Here is a 17,057-nt window from a genome sequence, read left to right as displayed (position 1 = left end):
GTGAGAGGTTATACACCTGCCAACCACCCTTTTCATTTAATTCATATAGTTATTTCCTAATGGAAATGTTATGCTGTAGTTTCTTCGCCTTGGTTTGCTTCCATAACTGCATCAGCCATTTTACCTGTCAGCAATTTAACAGCGCGGATTGCGTCGTCATTACCTGGGATAACATAGTCGATTTCGTCTGGATCGCAGTTTGTATCAACGATACCTACGATTGGGATACCCAATTTGCGAGCTTCAGCAACCGCGATACGTTCTTTGCGTGGATCAATGATGAACAGAGCACTTGGAAGGCCCTTCATGTTTTTGATACCGCCCAAGAATTTTTCAAGACGATCTTTTTCTTTGCGAAGAATGATAACTTCTTTTTTAGGAAGAACTGCGAATGTACCGTCTTCTTCCCAAGCTTCCAGTTGTTTTAAACGGTCAATACGTTTTTGAATCGTTTGGAAGTTAGTCAGCGTACCACCCAACCAACGTTGGTTAATGTAGAATTGACCAGCGCGTGCTGCTTCTTCTTTAACGGAATCTTGTGCTTGTTTCTTCGTGCCTACGAACAGAATTGTACCATTCTCAGCTGCAATGCTTTTTACAAAGTTGTAAGCTTCCTCAACCTTTTTCACTGTCTTTTGCAAGTCAATGATGTAAATACCGTTTCTTTCAGTGAAGATATAACGATCCATTTTCGGGTTCCAGCGACGTGTTTGGTGACCAAAGTGAACCCCAGCTTCCAAAAGCTGTTTCATGGAGATTACTGCCATCTTCACGCACCTCCTAAGTTTGGTTTTTTGTGTGTCCTCCGCCGACATCATTTTCCATAAAGACTTTCCATTGGAAAGCACCCTTTATAAAATTAACCGACGTGCGTTTTTAACACCGTTAATTAATATACCATAACACTTGCATCGTTGCAACCAACTTTTCGACAATAGTTAGAACAACGCAAGATGTGACGTTTTACGCCTCTCATTGAACTTTTCAGCAAGAATAAAAGCCGTCCACTTCCCAGTCTGGTCAGTTGGACGGCTTTTTCGTAATTTTAGTAATGATAGAACTGAAATCCTCACCTTTAGCAAACTGATAGGTACCGGTACGAATTTTGGTATTGATTTTTTTAGCCTTAGCTGCTGCCTCAAATGCACTAGCATCCGATACGACCCCTGCCCGTTGCAATCCTGATGCCACACTTCTCAAATTGCTTCCGGATGCAATGCTATACTGCACTTGTGGGGTGGCAGGCTGCTTGGGGATATTGGGAGTCGCTGTAGTGCCAGAACTTTGAGTTTGCGGCTTATTCGGACTTTGTGGAACCGATGTGCTGGTCGAAGGTTTAGAACCAGCCGAGGATATGCTGTTTGCAGGTGCCTTTGGTGTTGCTGGCGTTTGAGCTGGTTTAGCTTTTTGGGGTGCAACGGGAGTTTTATTACCTTCCTTGATCACCTTATTACGCCATTCCTCTTCTGTCATTTTCGGGTTAGAGCTGTCACTGACCTGGAGATTTAATCCGGCTGCTGCCTTTTCTAATTGCTCTCGCGTCATGTTTTTCGGGTCTGTGGAAGTTTGCTGCGATTGCCCCTGACCGATCAATGCCAGTTGCAATAGCAATGCCCCCGTTATAAGACCAGTACCCATGCCTAACATAAATGAACGGTTTTTGATCACGTTACATCCTCCCGCTCCGCGAGTTGCAAAATAAGCTGTACTTCACCCCGTTGAATGCCTGATTGCTTAGCTATATAGTCCACCGACTTACCTTGCTCATGCAGCGCAAACAACTCTTGATAACGATCACGGATGGACTCTGCTTCCTGCTCAGTTTCAGGATCTTGTAATGCCGTCTGTTCCTCCATAGTTATGAGGGGAGCTTCTGAACCAGAGTAGCCTTCCTGCACAGACATCTCAGGTTGCGGACTTTGAAATTGACCGTATGCAACCGCTGCCTGATGAGAAGCAGCTGTATGTTGTATTTCCTTAGGTACAGGCTCGGTTTGCATAGACACAGTTGCAAACATAGCCTGGCGCTCAAGCTCCACGATACGGCTCCGAAGCTCAGCTACTTGCTCCTGTAATGCCGCCTGTTTCACTGTATGCTCCTGCTTCATACCAGAAACGAGTTCAATCAACTCGTCATTATCGTTTTCAATATCGGCCATATATTGCTCTAATGTGGCCTCGACCTTTTGGACGACGGCCTCTTCTGTTCCCCGGCCTGGCTGACGCTTAGGCTGTAGCCAGGCGTAGACAACAGCTGCGGCGCCCAGCAGAACAATATAAATCCATGGTTGATCCACTGCCCATCGTCTCCTTTAATAACGCTTCTCCACCTGTCGGATCAGAGCGAAAAATCAATATGGTGTCCCTTGAACGGATGCTCTGCCGGATGCTCCTTAGGCAGTTCAGCCTCATCTGGCCGGGAGCGGCTCTGCTGGGAAGAATCTCTGCTCTGCCCCCCTGTTTGCCGCTCACCGACGAATGTTTCCGCAGACTGATCTACAGCACTGCTTCGCTGACGCAAGTTCTCCGTCTCCAGCGCGGCCTTTTGTCCAAGCAATGCTTGATCATTCATCGGCCGCTGCTGGGACTCACTTTGGTATTTTCCAGCTTCGCTGGTGCGAGGTACGGCAATTTGCAATTCAACAGCCTTCAAGCTCATTGGACCACACCCTTTCCGATTGGGCATCCGTATCTTTCTTCCAAGGAATACAATGTTAAATGTTGTTTATCAGTGTGCCGAATTACACGTAGGAGGACATGCTGATGTCTCCCTCATGATAATAAAACGCCATTCTTTCCACTGAATCTTTAATAAATTTTGTATATCTGCCGATAACTATTTTAGAGCCACCATAAATCACATTTTTCACTTCTACCCGTGCGCGGCTTGTATCCTCTAATGTTCGTTCAATTTCAAGCATTCTGGACTTGGTTTCCAAAAGCTCCTGTTCATTAGATTTTTTAGTAGATGTCAGCTTGATTCGCATAGCCATTCTTTCAGGTGCAAGCTGTCCGGCGGCGGCAAGCTGATCCAATATGGTAAGAGCCTTATTCGTTTTATCCTGGCTGTCTGTCTGCTGCTTCAAACGTGCGCGGAGTTCTGTCAGTTCATCGCGCAGTTCGGGAAGTACACCCACTTCGATATTGGTAGCTGTGGACATCGTATTACCGACGGTACGAGCCACTACCTTTTTACCAGCTTGTACACTGCCACCTACGATAAGCCCTTTTGTCCCTTCGCAGATTACATTATTACTCGCTTTGATCTGGGAATGCATGATACTCTGGGATACAAGTACATCGCCTCCCGCAATCACGTTACCATCTTGTATAAACGAGCATTTCACATTTTGTGCAGCTTTCACGAACCCCTTATGGTATCCGATAATACCGCCAGTGATTTCCACTGAACCTTCCGCCACAATTTCGGCCCCTTCCACACCACCGATGACACGAATGTCGCCAGCCGCCCGAACCCGGAAACCTGTCAAAACATTCCCACGAATGACGACGGTTCCAACAAAATCAATGTTGCCGACACTATAATCGACGTCCCCGTTAACTTCATATACGGGGAACACATTAAGTTTGCCCTTTTCAGTCGTAGTTACCAGTCCGTCAATAGCCGCATACATCGCAACACCTTCTGGATGGATCACTACATTTTTTCCAACTTTAAAACGCGCCTCTTTACCTGGAAGAAAAGGAATTTCCTCTCCGGTTACAGCAATCCCCGGTACACCTGGCAGAGGATCAACCCGTTCGGCAATCAGTTGACCACGTTTTACATTTCTTAAACGAGTTAGTTCTTTATAATCCACCCGTCCATCCACGGTTTCAAGCGGCTTATGTGCATCTTCGCCAGTCACAATATCAGCCAGATTGATTTTTCCGTCTGTGCCATGGATCGGCTGCTTTCCCTGAGCAATCAGTAATTTTCCGAAGAAATGATCTTCTGGACTTGCCGCAAATACGCGAATTGCATCGGTTATTAAACCGTAGGATATTTTTTGGTTGCTTAGAAAACGCTCTAATTCTTCCACAGAACAGGCAAAGCCTTCTTCACGTTTGGCAAACTCCAAGTAGGCGGTTTGTTTGTCAGGTGAGACAACCACTTTTAAAAACTGGTCCAAAGCATATTGCTTCTCCACAAGGGTGCTCCTTCCGTCTAACTGTTACTGTAACCTCCCGTACGTTAATCTTTACGCATTAGCAAATCCCGTTGTTTGTCCAATGTCGCTCTCAGACGTAATATTGCTTTGGAGTGCAACTGTGAAATTCGCGATGGAGATAGCGACATGACCTCAGCGATTTCGCTGAGTGACAAATCCTCGTAATACAATAAAGAAACAACGATACGTTCTTTTTCAGTCAATTTATCAATGCCTTGTGCAAGGGCATCACGAAGTGTAAATTCATTGACCTTATGATCCGGATTTTTCGCCTTCTCGTCCACCAAAAGGGAAAGCCGTGTTTCCGATTCCTCTTCGCGGATCGGGTCCTCCAGGGAGACAATCGACATAACGGCGACCTCCTGGATCATGCTTTGAAACTCTTTCTCAGAAACGTCCAAATAATGACTCATCTCTTCGTCGCTTACCGTGCGTAGATATCTTTGTTCCAAGTGCTGGTAGGCATCCTCGATTTTTTTCGCTTTTTCCCTAACTGAACGAGGAACCCAATCCCCTTGACGAAGACCATCCAAAATCGCTCCACGAACACGCCAAGAAGCATAGGTCTCAAACTGCAAGCCACGCTCATAGTCAAATTTCTCTAAAGCGTCAATCAAACCCATAACGCCGTTGCTCGCCAGATCATCCTTGGATACATTTTTAGGCAAGCCTACTGCAAGACGGCCTGACACATATTCCACAATATGGAGATACTTTTCAATTAACTGTTTTTTTGCTTCCTTGTCACCGTGTTCTTTCCATTGTTCCCATAGTTCGGAATGGTTCAAATGAGCGGCTTTACGCTCGTTCATCGGCTTCACCCTCCTTATTTGTCTGTCAGGTGACGAACGGCCTTGGCCAATTCTTCAGGGTCCTTGTTGGAAACCAGCTTAGGTGGGTTTAAAGGTGCAAAACCATTATCCCCCTCGTCCGTCTGCTCTGGTTTCGGTTTCAGCAATTCATTCAGGTCTTCATTTTCGTCTGGTGTCGTCAGGTCCAGATTCCCCCCTACGCCATCTACCTGAGAGCTTGCCCGGCTTTGGGCATTCCCCAGATCTGGCCGCGCTACAACACCTAGTGTCCAGCGCAGCACAAATGCAAGTAGGAACCAAAAAACGAAGGCGATCAAGCCACGAATTAAGCTCGTGGTCAGCAGATTGCTGCCAACGGACAACACAAAAGTCAGAATAAATCCGACTACTCCAGACCAAAGATTAATGCGTAAGCTGCCAAATAACATGTTTATAATTCCTTTACACCTTTTTGTACGCTTCGAATATTCAAAACGCCAGTTTCAGAGTCCAACTCAATCGTTCGTCCATAATTGCCGCCTGTGTCCTCCGCAATCAAAGGAATGCCGAGATCTACGAGCATTTCCTTGCATGATTCTACATTACGTGGACCAATCCGCATGGTGTCTCCACTACCAGCAAAGGCGAACATCTGCGCTCCCCCTGCCATTTTGGCAATCAGCCTGCGTCGTTCTGCACCCAATTTCAGCATCCTCTCAAATAACTCGGGCAGCGCCGTATCCGCATATTTGGCTATATTCAGCTGCCCTTCACGCGCAATATCTGAGGACGGTAGCATCACATGTGCCATGCCTGCCAGTTTCAAATGAGGATCATAGAGGGTCAATCCGACGCAGGAGCCAAGTCCTGTCGTACGAATCGAGTTCGGATTGCTGGTAACATTTAAATCTGCCATGCCGACTTTAATGATGCTTTTATCCTCAATCATCGTTCATCGGGACTCCTAACGACCTAAAGATTTTCCCGAACGATTCTGGATCAGGAATCAGGAAAAATTGACCCTCTATCTGATTCTGCCCTTCCAGAAACGATGTGTCAATCAATAATGCAGCATCTCCCATCTGCCCAAACTGCAGCAGTCCGTAGCTAAGAATTGCTCCTGCCATGTCCAACGCCAGCGCAGGGACTGTTGGATACATGGATAAACGTGTGAAATCGGCCAGCGAAGACAGGTAAGAGCCCGCTAAAATGTTTCCGATCTCCGACAGGGCTGAGTGCTCCATTTCGTTAAAACTGTCCTCGTCATCTGAAGGAATATTTGCCAAACGGGAAAGTAAGCCTTTTGCCGCCTGAGGCTGCAATATGAAGAATAGATTGCCGGGAGCTTCCCCTTCTACCCTAAAAAATATTGCAACAACAAGTTGCTCATTTCCACCGACTTTATCGGCAATTTCCTCAAAAGGCAGCATTTGTACTTTGGGCACACCCATGTCGACCGGTTTATTGAGAAGCCGGGAGAGCGCTGTAGCAGCGTTCCCCGAGCCAATGTTGCCGACTTCTTTCAACACATCCAACTTGAAGTCTTCGAGATTCCCAAGATTCTCCATATATTAATCCTCTAAGCCTTCCAGTTGGTTCATTTCGCTACGATTCAGGACTTCGGACAAGTTCAGCATAATCAACAAGCGCTCTTCACCAATTTTAGCAACTCCGCGAAGATATTTAGCCTTAACTCCGCCAATCACTTCCGGTGGTGTCTCGATATTGTCAGTATTCAGGTCAATAACGTCATTCGCTGAATCAACGATAAAGCCGACTTGCATTTCGCCCACTGCCACGATAATGATGCGGGTTTGATCGGTATATTCAGCTTCAGGCAATCCAAATCGGCCACGAAGATCTATAACCGGAATGACTACGCCTCTCATGTTGAATACGCCTTTTACAAAATCGTAAGTTCTTGGAACCCGTGTAATCGGCACCATGCGTTCAATAGATTGGACTTTTTCTACTTCAACACCGTATTCCTCTTCACCAAGCTTAAATACGATAACTTTAATTTCTTCTCCCATGTCTAAAAACCCTCCTTATTGATGTCAGCAACTTCACATTTCTTTCATTTCTGATGAAGACATTATTTAATGAAAACATTCGGGTCAATGATCAACGCAACCTGACCGTCACCCAGAATCGTGGCACCTGAAATTCCTTGGATGTTTGGAAGGTATTTGCCCAGATTTTTAAGGACAATTTCACTTTGTCCCAAAAAGTCCTGTACAGAAAGAGCTGCCAAACGGTCTCCCTTGCGGATGACCACGACCTCTGTCTCTTCTTCTTCATCTTCATTGAAGTCCGGTACCTCAAACAGCTGACTCAAGGAGATGAGCGGGATATGAGAATCGCGGAAAGCAATCATTTTATTGCCATGTACAGAACGAATTTGTGTCCGTTTGACAATCGCAGTCTCCACAATGGAGGACAATGGGATCGCATATTTTTCAGAACCGATCTGTATCATCATGGCTGCAATAATGGATAGGGTGAGCGGCAATTGCACAGAGAAATTAGTGCCTTGGCCCAGTGTAGAGTGAACCGTAACATTGCCACCCAAAGCAGTGATTTTGGATTTAACAACGTCCAAACCGACACCGCGTCCTGATACGTCTGAAATGACTGCAGCTGTGCTAAAGCCTGGAGCAAACAATACCTGATAAGCTTCCTCGTCGGTCATGACCGCTGCTTGCTCTGCTGTCAAAATCCCTTTAGAAATAGCACTGTTTAGTACCTTATCGCGATTAATACCATTTCCGTCATCTTCAATCTCGATGAATACGTTATTTCCGCTATGAAAAGCACGCAAGTTAACCGTTCCTGTCTCAGGTTTACCAGCTGCAATCCGATCGGCTACCGACTCAATGCCATGATCCACGGAGTTACGAAGCAAATGCACCAGAGGATCGCCAATTTCGTCGATAACAGTGCGGTCCATTTCAGTCTCTGCTCCAGTAATAACCAAATCAAGTTTTTTATCCAGCGATTTGGCCAGATCGCGCACCATACGCGGAAAACGATTGAAAACAGTGTCTACTGGTACCATCCGCAATTTAAGAACGACGTTTTGTAAATCGCTGCTCACACGACTCATGTGCTCTACCGTTTCTGTCAGTGCTGGATTGGAAGCTTCACTTGCCAACTGCTCTAACCGCACGCGGTCAATGAGCAACTCGCTAAATAAGTTCATAAGTACATCCAGACGTTCAATATCTACACGAATCGTACGGTTATGCGTAGGGGCAGCTGCCTTAGCTGCTGGCGTCTTACCTGCAGCTGGCTTAGCCACAGAGGCCGCAGCTGAAGACTGCGGCTGGGATGGAGCAGGTGATTGCACGGCAACAGGAGCTTCCTGTACCGCAGCAGTCTCAGCCAGTCCAGCAGTAACTTCGCTCATTTGTTTAAGCGATTCCTGATCTAGTTGTACCACTGAGACAGTGTCAATTTCAGAAATGCCCGCGATTTCCTTTTCCAGCTCCCTAACTTCTTTCTGCGTTATGTAATATAACGAGAAGCTTTGCTCGAATTTCTCCTGCTCAATATCCTGTACCGACGGATAGGCCTTGACGATTTCACCAGAGTTTTCCAGTGTATTAAACACCATAAAAGCACGCGCCGCCTTTAACTGGCTCTCTGAGCTGATTGTTACCTGTATATAGTGAACACGATGTCCTTCAGAAATAGATTGCTCCAGTACAGAATACTGGAACTGATCCAAAACAAGCCCAGCACTATCGTTTTTGCCCACTTTTTTAGATGGAGACTCCTCAGTCGCGGCATTTGCGCCGGTCTTTTGGAAATCCCCGCTCACGATGGATTGTAGTGAAGATACAATAGAGGAGACATCCGCTTTTCCGTCGCCTCCCTCTGTAATGTGCTGCACCATGGACTCCAGAGCATCCAATCCCTTAAATAAGGTATCGAATATAAATTCATGCATCGCCAGCTTGTTGTTACGTACAAGATCAAGAACGTTTTCCATTTGGTGAGTAAGCGATGCTAGGTCTTCAAACCCCATCGTAGCAGCCATTCCCTTGAGGGTATGGGCAGAACGGAAAATCACCTGAACGATGCCTAGATCAGTTGGATTGCTTTCCAGTTGAAGCATTTTTTCGTTAAGAGATTGCAGATGATCATTCGACTCATCAATAAACATGTTTAAATATTGGTTCATGTCCATTGTGAGACACCTCCTCCATGAGTTACACTCCGATTATTTCACAACTTGTACAAGCTTGGGGGCGATCTCCTGCATTGGCAGAAGGTGACGCACACATTTTAACTCTACTGCTGAGCGGGGCATTCCGTACACTACACAAGTTTCCTCATTTTCAGCAAATGTGGATTGTACCCCAGCATCATAAAGCTTCTTCATCATTTTGGCCCCGTCGCTCCCCATTCCAGTGAGCAATACTAGATGCCGCTCCAACGAGGTTAACGAGAGCAACGATTCAAACATCGTATCTACGGAAGGACGGTGACCATTGCGAGCTTCCTCCGTCTTCAGTGACACAGTGTATTTACCACCAGCTCCTGGTACAATTCTTAGTTGATATCCCCCTGGGGCAATGTAGGCCGTTCCAGTCTCCAACGTCATTCCCTGCTCAGCCTCCACAACTCGGAGTGGACTTAACGTGTTTAAGCGTTGTGCCAGCGAACGAGTGAAGTTTGGCGGCATATGCTGAACGATAACGATTGGAGCAGGAAAATCACCAGGAATGCGTTCCAACAGCGTCTTAAGCGCCCGCGGACCGCCCGTAGAACATCCCACCGCCACTAGTTTGCGAAAGTTGGACGTGTGCACACCTTTTTTAAGTGACAATCCCTTAGGTGCGGCAGGAACTGTAGGTGCCGTTACTTGAGGCGTAGCAGCCGCAGGAATAGGAGTAGCTGATGAAATCACCGTCTTACGGGGCTCCGGTTTTACCAGCCCTGCTTTATCCTTACCATGCAGCGATTTGCCAGCGGCCGTAGTAGTACTGGTTAGTTGCCCTGGTGTTCGTCCTACCCCCTTGGACAAATCTTCCTTCTTCTGAACAGTAGGTGCTTGGACTGACTTATTGCTTGGCTGAGCAGCTGGCTGCTGTTCTATGCGCCCCGCTGTAACAGATGTTCCAGACTGTTGTCGTTTAGTTTCCTGCTTGGCTACTGCCGGGGCGGACTTGCCAACATCACGCTTCGGCTGAGCTGATACAGCAGGTGAAGGAGCAAGCGGAACAACAGGAGACTTGTCTGTCGAAGCTTGACTGCCTGATCGCTTCTCAGTCACAGCCTGTCCTGGAGGCTTTTGCTGTGGCGTTTTTTTCGCTTGTTCCAATGCAGCTTTGCGCTCATTAGCTTCCTTGCGCTCCAGACGACTCCGCACTGCTTGCATAGCAGTGTGCATCTGTTCCAGCAGCGCCTTGCTCACTTGCTCAATATCTTGCGCATGAGCGATGGAAGGCTTTCTTATAAAATCGAAAGCTCCTGCCTCCAGAGCCATGATGGTCTCCTTCATGCCTTGTTCATTAATGCCTGACAGCATAATTACAGGTAGCGGATGCGCTGCCATAATCAATGGCAATGCTTCAAGACCATTCATTTCAGGCATCTCGACATCCATGGTGACCAAATCGGGCTGCAATTCCTTCACTTTCTCTACAGCCTCTTTGCCATTGGCGGCTGTACCTACGATGTTGAACGACTCATCTCTTACAATTAAATCTGTAATAATTTTGCGCATAAAGGCCGAATCATCTACAACCAGCACCCGGTAAGCACACATGTTAAACACCTCTGTTTCCTCTCATCAAAATCAATGTACAGAACGCCGCAACCATTTTTGCATAAACCCTTTAATTCCACTCAATGCACCTGATTGCGGAATCTGTGGCATTGCTGCAAAACGGTGTGCCAGATTCAATACATCTCTTGAAGCCGCACATCCCGGAAAAGCAACCATAAATGGTACTTGCCTTTTGACTGCTTGCATGACATGAGTATCATCACTGATATGTCCAAGCAACGGGATATCGATCTCCAAAAAGCGTTTCGCAACCAGTGCGATCTTATCGGCAACTTGACGGGCCTCATTATCGTTATCGGCACGATTGACTATAATTTTGAATACCGTATCCTTTTGCAAACCGCTGACGACTTTAATTAGCGCATACGCATCTGTTAAGGACGTCGGTTCCGGTGTAGTTACAACCAGGCATTCGTCAGCTGAAGTGATGAATTTAAGGTTTTCTTTGGATAAACCTGCACCTGTATCAAATAGAATATAATCCATATCTGCCGCCATTTTCTCTACTTCTTCGGCAAAATAATTCAGATCGTCATCCGATAACGTAAACAATTCGCTCAAACCCGATCCTCCAGCAATATAAGGCAAACCACCTACACCCGTTTGAATAATTTCATCAATTGATTTCTCACGTTTTAGCAGGTGAAAAAGATTGTATTGTGAATTGGCTCCCATTAATACATCAATATTGGCCATACCTATATCAGCATCAAACACAAGTACCCTTCGACCAAGGGATTGCAGAGCAAGAGCAAAGTTCAGCGTGAAATTGGATTTGCCCACCCCGCCTTTACCACTGGTGATCGTTATAATTTTTGCTTGACGATTACGTGGGGGCAATCGATATTTATCCAAGGAAGAAGCCATTTGTCTAAGTGATTGGGCTTGGTCACTCATATGGAATCTCCGTTAACTCCTGTTGATGTTTTGGGTCCAAGCAGCATGCTTGTCACCATTTCTGTATCGGGATGAAGCAGGTCATCAGGAACATTTTGTCCATTGGTAATATAGGCCAGCTGCATCGGAAATTGATGCAAAAGATTAAACATTCCACCGCAGCTACCTGTCTCGTCCATCTTAGTAAACACAACCTTACCGAGACCAAACTTGCTGAAATGTCCAGTTATATTGAGCATATCTTTGCTTTTGGATGTTAGGCTGAGTACCAGATACGTCTCACTTTCATTAATAGGCGAAAGCAGACTTTGCAGTTCCGAAACAAGTAATTCATTTCGATAATTTCGTCCTGCCGTATCCATGAGGATCAGGTCACAATGTTCCAGACGTTGAATGGCTCTGTGAACGTCACCGGGAGATTGCACAACTTCAAGCGGTACATTCAAAATCGTAGCATATGTACGCAGTTGCTCGACGGCAGAAATCCGGTACGTGTCAGAAGTAATAAATCCAACTTTGCGATGATGCTTAAACAACTGTTCTGCTGCTAACTTGGCAATGGTTGTTGTTTTCCCTACTCCGGTAGGACCTGCCACATACACAATTTTGGTATCTTTGGAGATCCCTTTGTCCAGTCTTGTCTGAATAAAACTGGCCACTTCCTCACGAAAGGCTTGTTCCCAATCGAAAGTTTCAGGCGCAAAAGGGTGCTCGCTCCGACGCACATATACCTGTTCGAGCCAATACTCCAGTAAATCACGTTCCACTTCCTGTTCCAGCACACGCTCACAAATCTCTTGCAGCGGCTCCGGCCAAGTACTTTCCATTGAAGAGTTTCGGGAAAACCGAGTCATCATAGCTTTCATTTCCCGCAATTCATTAAGCAGAGCCTGATTTTCCTCCGCTCCGCTCTTGTCTGAAACGCTTGCTTCAATGGGCTGTTTAAACAGTTCACTGGATGATTTCATGTTCGAAAGTAATGCTTCATGATCAAGTGCTTGAGACGTAGTCTCCAGATTATTAGCAGACCTAGATGACAAATGCTCAGTTGCTGAAGCTGCTTGTTCTGCATCGATCATTAATTCAGCTTGTTCTTCTTTGGAACCACCCGTCATCTGCGTTACCCGCCGGTAAGCTTCTGGAGCAGCTTGTCTGGGAACCACAGGCATAAATGATTTTTCTGGCTGTTCAGGAGCGTTCATTTGAGGTGAAGCCGCCCGGGCAAGCTCTTGTGAAGATGGTCCAAACCGTCGTGGCTTTTGAGGTTGCTTCTCCTCTACCGCTGCAACCACTTCGATTTTCTTTTTACTGAACATTCCCATGAAACCGCCGACCTTCATTTCCTTTGTACTTAAAATGACGGCGTCTGTTCCTAAGTCACCCCTGATTTGCAGCATGGCTTCTGGCATGGTATCCACTACATATCGTTTTACTCTCATAAGTTCACCACCCCGACACTTTGAATTTCAACGTTCGGCTCCAGCTCACTGTACGACAGCACCGGGACATCCTGCATCGTCCGCTCCATCACTTGCCGCAAATACATACGAATTGTCGGTGACGTTAATACAATAGGCTGCTGTCCAGATTGAATAAGGCGGTTGATTTGCTCCATCATCCTTTGATACACCGTTTGCGTAGACACCGGGTCAAGAGCCAAATAGCTACCTTGCTCCGACTGTTGCACGCTTTCAGCAATTTTCTTTTCCAATCCTGGTCCCACTGTAATAACGCGTAACGTCTCCCCTTGTTGGGCAAATTGCTGCGTAATCTGGCGGGACAACGCCTGACGGACATATTCAGTCAGCACGTCGGGATCTTTTGTATAAGTACCGTAGTCAGCTAGTGTTTCGAAAATAGTCACCATATCGCGAATGGAGATTTTTTCTTTCAACAGCTTGGCTAACACTTTTTGTACATCCCCAATCGCAAGCACAGAAGGAATAAGGTCGTCCACCAGCACTGGATAATTCTCTTTGAGATTGTCGACCAGCGAACGTGTCTCCTGTCTACCAAGCAACTCATGAGCATGTTTCTTGATCGTCTCCGTAAGATGAGTAGCTACAACTGAAGGTGGATCAACTACGGTATAACCAGATAATTCCGCAACATCCTTGGTGTTCTCATCAATCCAGAGCGCAGGCAATCCGAAGGCTGGTTCCGTCGTTTCGATTCCTGTAATAGAATCATCGTCGTATCCTGGACTCATAGCCAGGTAATGATTTAACAGAAGCTCTCCGCCGCCCACGGTATTACCTTTAATTTTAATTACATACTCGTTAGGTTTGAGCTGAATGTTGTCTCGAATACGAATGACCGGTACAACCAAACCCAGTTCCAAAGCACATTGACGACGGATCATAATAATCCGATCTAATAAATCCCCGCCCTGCTGTGTATCCGCCAGCGGAATTAACCCGTATCCAAATTCAAATTCAATTGGATCTACCTGAAGCAAATTAATGACACTTTCCGGACTACGGACTTCTTCAATTTGTTGCTCCTCTTCCAGCTGTTCATCGGCTATTTGCTTGCGCTCCATATTGCCCTGCATTCTTCGAGCCGCAAAAAACAGCAGAATCGCCAGTGGAAGAGTTGTAATGATATGAATAGGTGTGAAAAGCCCTAATAATGCAATTGTGGCAGCCACAATGTAGATCAGTTTTGGATAAGAAAAGAGTTGTCCAGTTAAATCCTCTGCCAAGTTGCCATCTGACGTAGCCCGCGTAACAATCAAGCCTGACGCCGTGGATATGAGCAGTGCGGGAATCTGACTGACCAGTCCGTCACCGATGGTCAGGACAGAATAAGTCGACAGCGCCTCTTGAAATCCTTTTCCCTGAACGGCCATACCGATAATAAAGCCACCGACCAAGTTAATGATCAAAATGATAATACTAGCAATGGCATCACCTTTAACGAATTTACTCGCACCATCCATCGCTCCGTAAAAATCCGCTTCCCGTTCGATTTTACTGCGTCGTTCACGGGCTTGCTGCTCATTGATCAAACCTGCATTCAGATCCGCATCAATACTCATTTGTTTACCCGGCATTGCATCCAATGTAAACCGTGCGCCTACCTCAGCAACCCGCTCAGATCCCTTGGTGATAACAATGAACTGTACGACCACGAGAATGAGAAAGACAACAAAACCGACGGCAATTTGCCCTCCTGCAATCCAACTACCAAACGTAGCAACTACTTCCCCTGCATGGCCCTCACCTAAAATAAGTTTGGTTGTAGAGATATTAAGTGCCAAACGAAATAACGTTGTAATGAGCAGCAATGAAGGGAAAATAGAGAACTGTAAAGCTTCCTTCGTATTCATAGAAACGAGTAGAATCATTAAAGCAATAGAAATATTAATGACGAGTAGGATATCCAGCAGCCATGATGGGATCGGGAGAATCATCATAAGAACGATACCGATGACGCCTGCAAGGACAGTTATTTCTTTTATTTTCACGGGTCTCTAGCCCTCCGATCCCTTTATTTCACTTTACCTTTTAATTTATATACATACGCCAGCACTTCGGCAACGGCCTGAAACAGATCAGCTGGTATCGCATCCCCGATTTCGGCTCTTTGAAACAGCGCCCGCGCCAGCGGCTTGTTTTCCATCGTTATAACGCCGTTTTGCTTGGCAATTTCTTTAATTCGGAGCGCAACGTAATCTTGCCCTTTCGCAATAATCTGCGGCGCTTCCATCTCCGAACCGTCATATTTCAAAGCCACAGCAAAGTGCGTAGGGTTGGTAATGATGACATCTGCATTAGGAACCTCCTGCATCATACGCTGCATAGCCATACGGCGTTGACGCTCGCGAATTTTCCCTTTGATCAGCGGGTCACCCTCCATTTTCTTGTATTCATCCTTGATGTCCTGTTTGGACATTTTCAGGTTTTTCTCATGCTCATAACGTTGATACATATAGTCCAATACCGCTAAAACGAACAGCACCACACCAATTTTGAGCCCCAGTTCCATCGTTAATGAAGCTGTAAAGCTCAACATCTGATCGCCGGACATTTCAGCCAGTTTGGGTAGGTCAGCCTTTGTTTTCCAGAGTACGCTGTACACCAGATAACCAATTACGGTCATCTTTAAAACAGATTTCAGGAATTCAACCAATGACCTCATGGAAAAAATATTTTTGAATCCTTTAATCGGATCAAGCTTGCTAAACTTGGGCGTAATGCCCTCTCCAACTAATAAAAAGCCGATCTGCATGTAATTCGCTGCTATCCCGATGACAATGGCCCCAATAAAAATAGGTGCCAGCATAATCATGATTTGCACGCCATACTCACCCATCATTAGCAGCGTTGTGTTCGGCGTTACCTCCATAGAAAGCCGATTCACAAAAATATCCCGAAACAAGCGGACCGCATGATCCTTAAAATACCCGCCGAAAATCATGAGGCAAAAAAAAGTAACCAGCAGGACACCAGCGGCGGGCAATTCCATGCTTTTGGCAACCTGCCCTTTTTGTCTTGCATCCTGTTTCTTTTTGGGTGTAGCTTTTTCCGTTTTTTCCCCTGAGAACAACTGCAGGTTCATAGCATATTTAAATGACAAACTACGTTCCTCCAGACCAGACATTAAGGACGATTACCCATAATATCCAACAAATTGCGCATGGATTCGAACATCACAGAAAACAATTTCTCGAATATAAAAGCAAAACTTGGCATGAGAAGTAGTAACATGAACAGTCCCACAAAAATTTTGAGCGGTACACCAATGACAAAAATATTAAACTGGGGAGCCGTTTTAGCAAGAAATCCGAGTCCCACATCCGTTAAAAAGGTAGCCACTACAATGGGAGCAGCAATTTGAAAGGCCAGCATAAATGATTCCGCAAAAGAACGTACCAGGAATTCAGTTACACTGCCACCATACAGCTTTACAAAAAAATCATTTGTTAGCGGTACCCAATCATAGCTGTATAAGATAGCATTTAGCAGATGGTGATGCCCGTTTATGCTCAAAAAGAGCAATACAGCTAAAGCAAACTTGAAATTTCCTGTTAAAGGCGATGAAGCTCCTGTCATAGGGTCAAGCACATTGGCCATTCCGAAGCCTACCTGTAGGTCAATAAATGAACCAGCGGTTTGGATCGCAGTCATGAACAAATATGCAGTAAACCCCAATAACAACCCAATTAGCACTTCACGACCCACTAACAGCACATACGCTACATCAGTCGGTACCTGTTGATGCGTACCATACGTAAGATACACGACCAAAGCTAGAAATCCTGAAATTCCAACCTTAAAGATATTAGGTACCCCTCGGGTTGAAAAAATAGGTGCTACTACAAAAAATGAGGTAATCCGACAAAAAATCAGCAAAAAAACAGGAAAACTCTGTAACAATATGCTCATAACATTCAGC

At 45.8% G+C, this 17,057-nt stretch carries 17 protein-coding genes; all 17 read right to left on the bottom strand.

The window, feature by feature from the left end; genetic code table 11:
* Nucleotides 1-68: 68 nt before the first annotated feature.
* The 17 genes from rpsB to fliR all read right to left on the bottom strand — a co-directional run bounded on the left by rpsB (nucleotide 69) and on the right by fliR (nucleotide 17,047).
* Nucleotides 69-767, bottom strand: coding sequence for a 30S ribosomal protein S2 (gene rpsB, locus MKY75_RS09635; RefSeq protein ID WP_013309916.1), 699 nt, complete (start codon nucleotides 765-767; stop codon nucleotides 69-71).
* Between the two features lie 253 nt (nucleotides 768-1,020).
* Complete coding sequence (locus MKY75_RS09630; protein WP_340885093.1) at nucleotides 1,021-1,668, bottom strand: endolytic transglycosylase MltG; 648 nt, start codon at nucleotides 1,666-1,668, stop codon at nucleotides 1,021-1,023.
* Nucleotides 1,665-2,297, bottom strand: a complete 633-nt coding sequence (locus MKY75_RS09625; RefSeq protein ID WP_039274678.1) for a hypothetical protein — start codon at nucleotides 2,295-2,297, stop codon at nucleotides 1,665-1,667. Before MKY75_RS09625 ends, MKY75_RS09630 begins: the two co-directional genes overlap by 4 nt.
* Nucleotides 2,298-2,338: 41 nt before the next feature.
* Complete coding sequence (locus tag MKY75_RS09620; RefSeq protein ID WP_340885090.1) at nucleotides 2,339-2,659, bottom strand: hypothetical protein; 321 nt, start codon at nucleotides 2,657-2,659, stop codon at nucleotides 2,339-2,341.
* Between the two features lie 82 nt (nucleotides 2,660-2,741).
* Nucleotides 2,742-4,151, bottom strand: coding sequence for a DUF342 domain-containing protein (locus MKY75_RS09615; protein WP_039274680.1), 1,410 nt, complete (start codon nucleotides 4,149-4,151; stop codon nucleotides 2,742-2,744).
* Between the two features lie 44 nt (nucleotides 4,152-4,195).
* Nucleotides 4,196-4,984 carry a FliA/WhiG family RNA polymerase sigma factor gene (locus tag MKY75_RS09610; RefSeq protein ID WP_016820968.1) on the bottom strand — a complete coding sequence of 263 codons (789 nt, stop codon included), beginning with the start codon at nucleotides 4,982-4,984 and terminating at the stop codon, nucleotides 4,196-4,198.
* 14 nt (nucleotides 4,985-4,998) lie between these two features.
* Nucleotides 4,999-5,412 (bottom strand): hypothetical protein, encoded by a 414-nt coding sequence (locus MKY75_RS09605; protein ID WP_029517008.1) that lies wholly within the window; start codon nucleotides 5,410-5,412, stop codon nucleotides 4,999-5,001.
* 2 nt (nucleotides 5,413-5,414) lie between these two features.
* Complete coding sequence (locus MKY75_RS09600) at nucleotides 5,415-5,912, bottom strand: chemotaxis protein CheD (RefSeq protein ID WP_010346358.1); 498 nt, start codon at nucleotides 5,910-5,912, stop codon at nucleotides 5,415-5,417.
* Nucleotides 5,905-6,531 carry a chemotaxis protein CheC gene (locus MKY75_RS09595; protein ID WP_029517007.1) on the bottom strand — a complete coding sequence of 209 codons (627 nt, stop codon included), beginning with the start codon at nucleotides 6,529-6,531 and terminating at the stop codon, nucleotides 5,905-5,907. Before MKY75_RS09595 ends, MKY75_RS09600 begins: the two co-directional genes overlap by 8 nt.
* A gap of 3 nt (nucleotides 6,532-6,534) precedes the next feature.
* Nucleotides 6,535-6,996 (bottom strand): chemotaxis protein CheW, encoded by a 462-nt coding sequence (locus tag MKY75_RS09590; RefSeq protein ID WP_007430046.1) that lies wholly within the window; start codon nucleotides 6,994-6,996, stop codon nucleotides 6,535-6,537.
* A gap of 62 nt (nucleotides 6,997-7,058) precedes the next feature.
* Entirely contained in the window at nucleotides 7,059-9,155 is a 2,097-nt protein-coding gene (locus MKY75_RS09585; protein WP_340885088.1) for a chemotaxis protein CheA, read from the bottom strand.
* Nucleotides 9,156-9,188: 33 nt separating this feature from the next.
* The gene (locus MKY75_RS09580; protein WP_340887082.1) at nucleotides 9,189-10,739 is read right to left on the bottom strand and encodes a chemotaxis protein CheB; all 1,551 of its coding nucleotides are present in this window, start codon (nucleotides 10,737-10,739) and stop codon (nucleotides 9,189-9,191) included.
* A gap of 30 nt (nucleotides 10,740-10,769) precedes the next feature.
* Complete coding sequence (locus MKY75_RS09575; protein ID WP_069011400.1) at nucleotides 10,770-11,657, bottom strand: MinD/ParA family protein; 888 nt, start codon at nucleotides 11,655-11,657, stop codon at nucleotides 10,770-10,772.
* Nucleotides 11,654-13,096, bottom strand: a complete 1,443-nt coding sequence (flhF, locus tag MKY75_RS09570; RefSeq protein WP_340885086.1) for a flagellar biosynthesis protein FlhF — start codon at nucleotides 13,094-13,096, stop codon at nucleotides 11,654-11,656. Before flhF ends, MKY75_RS09575 begins: the two co-directional genes overlap by 4 nt.
* On the bottom strand, nucleotides 13,093-15,126 hold the full coding sequence (gene flhA / locus MKY75_RS09565; protein WP_016820963.1) for a flagellar biosynthesis protein FlhA: 2,034 nt from the start codon (nucleotides 15,124-15,126) through the stop codon (nucleotides 13,093-13,095). Before flhA ends, flhF begins: the two co-directional genes overlap by 4 nt.
* Before the next feature lie 23 nt (nucleotides 15,127-15,149).
* Nucleotides 15,150-16,262 (bottom strand): flagellar biosynthesis protein FlhB, encoded by a 1,113-nt coding sequence (gene flhB / locus MKY75_RS09560; protein ID WP_165147583.1) that lies wholly within the window; start codon nucleotides 16,260-16,262, stop codon nucleotides 15,150-15,152.
* Nucleotides 16,262-17,047, bottom strand: a complete 786-nt coding sequence (fliR, locus tag MKY75_RS09555; RefSeq protein ID WP_165147586.1) for a flagellar biosynthetic protein FliR — start codon at nucleotides 17,045-17,047, stop codon at nucleotides 16,262-16,264. The genes flhB and fliR overlap by 1 nt, the downstream gene beginning before the upstream one ends.
* Nucleotides 17,048-17,057: the final 10 nt, after the last annotated feature.

Origin of the sequence: Paenibacillus sp. FSL L8-0663 (assembly GCF_038008125.1) — a bacterium.
Taxonomy (GTDB): Bacteria; Bacillota; Bacilli; order Paenibacillales; family Paenibacillaceae; genus Paenibacillus; species Paenibacillus polymyxa_D.
Note: the sequence above shows the minus strand (reverse complement) of the source record. Positions and strands in the feature narration are given on the sequence as shown.

Bases quoted from the DNA above. Each gene is read 5' to 3' on its own strand.
- fliR (WP_165147586.1), bottom strand. From the start codon at position 17,047: ATGAGCATATTGTTACAGAGTTTTCCTGTTTTTTTGCTGATTTTTTGT.
- MKY75_RS09605 (WP_029517008.1), bottom strand. From the start codon at position 5,412: ATGTTATTTGGCAGCTTACGCATTAATCTTTGGTCTGGAGTAGTCGGA.
- MKY75_RS09595 (WP_029517007.1), bottom strand. From the start codon at position 6,531: ATGGAGAATCTTGGGAATCTCGAAGACTTCAAGTTGGATGTGTTGAAA.
- flhF (WP_340885086.1), bottom strand. From the start codon at position 13,096: ATGAGAGTAAAACGATATGTAGTGGATACCATGCCAGAAGCCATGCTG.
- MKY75_RS09610 (WP_016820968.1), bottom strand. From the start codon at position 4,984: ATGAACGAGCGTAAAGCCGCTCATTTGAACCATTCCGAACTATGGGAA.
- MKY75_RS09575 (WP_069011400.1), bottom strand. From the start codon at position 11,657: ATGAGTGACCAAGCCCAATCACTTAGACAAATGGCTTCTTCCTTGGAT.
- flhB (WP_165147583.1), bottom strand. From the start codon at position 16,262: ATGTCTGGTCTGGAGGAACGTAGTTTGTCATTTAAATATGCTATGAAC.
- MKY75_RS09590 (WP_007430046.1), bottom strand. From the start codon at position 6,996: ATGGGAGAAGAAATTAAAGTTATCGTATTTAAGCTTGGTGAAGAGGAA.
- MKY75_RS09580 (WP_340887082.1), bottom strand. From the start codon at position 10,739: ATGTGTGCTTACCGGGTGCTGGTTGTAGATGATTCGGCCTTTATGCGC.
- MKY75_RS09600 (WP_010346358.1), bottom strand. From the start codon at position 5,912: ATGATTGAGGATAAAAGCATCATTAAAGTCGGCATGGCAGATTTAAAT.
- MKY75_RS09585 (WP_340885088.1), bottom strand. From the start codon at position 9,155: ATGGACATGAACCAATATTTAAACATGTTTATTGATGAGTCGAATGAT.
- rpsB (WP_013309916.1), bottom strand. From the start codon at position 767: ATGGCAGTAATCTCCATGAAACAGCTTTTGGAAGCTGGGGTTCACTTT.
- MKY75_RS09620 (WP_340885090.1), bottom strand. From the start codon at position 2,659: ATGAGCTTGAAGGCTGTTGAATTGCAAATTGCCGTACCTCGCACCAGC.